Raw genomic sequence first — 1,952 nt, 5'->3', positions numbered from 1 at the left:
CGCCGTCACCCACGGCGGCGTCCTGCCCCACTTCAGCCGTCGCGGCGTGCTGCGGGCGCTATTCAGCCAACAGCTGGCCGATCTTTACCAGCAGGAAGTCGCCGTCGCCACGCTGCGCGCTTCGCAGGGCACCATTTACGGGCGCTTCGGCTACGGTATCGCCACAGCGATTCAGGATCTTAGGGTTGATAAACGCGAGCTGTCATCGCTGCCCGCCGCCGAAGGTGATATTCGCCTGCTGCCTCACGCCGATGCCTGGGAGGCGCAGCAAACCGTCGTGACGCGCTACCCGCAGCGCCACGCCGGCACGCTGACCCGCTGGCCGCAGTGGTGGGCGCTCCAGCAGCATCGTCTGGCGCACAGCAGCCTGAACCATTATGTGGCGCTGGCGCTCAAGGATGGCGAGCCTCAGGGCTTTGTGCGCTATCACGCCAGGCCCGACGATAACTGGTTGTACAGCACCGAGCGCACGCTGGTGGTTGACGATCTGCACGCCGCTGACCCGCAGATAGCCGCGCAGCTGTTCGGCTACCTACTGCAGCTTGATATCGCGCGCTATATCGAACTGCCGCACCGCCCGGTGGATGACGCCCTGCCGCTGCTGCTGGCAAATCCCCGCGCGGTGCAGCAGGTCAGGCGCGTCGACGAAAGCTGGCTGCGAATCATCAACGTCGAGCGGACGTTGAACGCCCGAGCCCTTGGCGACGGCGAGGCGCTCACGCTGGCGATTGATGACCCACTGATTGAGGCAAACCGCGGCGTCTGGCGGCTATCGTCTAACGGCATTCAGCGCAGCGCCGGCCAGGCGGATATCTCGCTTGGTATCGATGCGCTTGCCATGCTGCTGCTCGGCGAATACACCGCTCACCAGCTCGTGGCCGCACGCCGTATTCAGCCTCACCATTCGCAGTCCACCGCGCGTTTGACGCGCCTGCTGGCCTGTCATGAACATCCCTGGTCGGGAATTTTCTTCTAACTTTTTCTGGAGATTTTTTGATGCACAGCATTCGTTGGCCCCTGATGGGCCAGGCCCTTTTTGTTGCCTTTATCACTAGCGCAATGGTTCCGGCGTTTGCCGAAGAGGCTGCGCCGCAGCCCGGCGGCACGCTGAAGATTGCCTCATTGCAGCCGGATCTTGACGCCTTCGACCCGCTGACCGGCTACTCGGTTGACTCGTGGGAGATCCTGCGGGCGGTCACCCGCCAGCTGGTCACCTACCCCGGCTCGACCAGCAGCCTGAAGGATGACACCACGCTGGTTGGCGATCTGGCAAAATCATGGGACGTCAGCGCCGATGGCAAAACTTACACCTTCCACCTGCGCGACGGTATTCGCTTCGCCGGGCCGACGACGCGCCCCATTGTGGCAAAAGACTTCGTCTACGCTATCAAGCGTTTCTGCGATCCTAACAAGCAGGTGGCGGCGGTGAACTACTTTAACCTCGCGTTCTCCGGGTTTGCCGATTACTGCCAGGCGTTCAGTAAAGTCGCTACCGGCGATCTTGCAGCCAGCAAGGCGTTCATTGACGGCCACGAGATTGCAGGCGTCAGCGCGCCAGACGACAAGACGCTGGTACTGCGCGCCGACAGCAAAAACTATGACTTCCTCAACATTCTGTCGATGAACTTCGTCACCCCGCTGCCGGAAGAGGTCGCTTCGCGCTACTTCCCGGACTCACAGGAATTTCGCAAGAACTTTCCGTCCAGCGGGCCGTATGAAGTCGCCAGCTACGCCAGCGGCCAGAAGCTGGTATTAAGCAAAGTGAAAGACTACAACCACGCGGAAGACCCGGCGCGGAAAGCCTGGGTTGACGCCATCGAGGTGAGTTTTACCGGCAACAACGAAGACAGCGTGATACAGCGTATTCAGGCGGGCGATGCGGATCTGTCGCTGTACCTTGACGTACCGCCGCAGGCCGCGGTTCGGCAGTATCTGCTGAAAAAGAGCCCGTA

General features: G+C 61.5%; 2 protein-coding genes. Both read left to right on the top strand.

What is annotated here, in order from left to right:
* A partial coding sequence (locus PFH44_RS27105) for a GNAT family N-acetyltransferase (protein WP_283826763.1) occupies window positions 1–976 on the top strand: 976 nt, incomplete at its 5' end.
* Between the two features lie 20 nt (window positions 977–996).
* A partial coding sequence (locus tag PFH44_RS27100; RefSeq protein ID WP_283826762.1) for an ABC transporter substrate-binding protein occupies window positions 997–1,952 on the top strand: 956 nt, incomplete at its 3' end.

The sequence above is a fragment of the Klebsiella sp. Ech2A genome (assembly GCF_030078455.1).
In the GTDB taxonomy this organism is placed as follows: Bacteria; Pseudomonadota; Gammaproteobacteria; order Enterobacterales; family Enterobacteriaceae; genus Klebsiella; species Klebsiella terrigena.
Note: the sequence above shows the minus strand (reverse complement) of the source record. Positions and strands in the feature narration are given on the sequence as shown.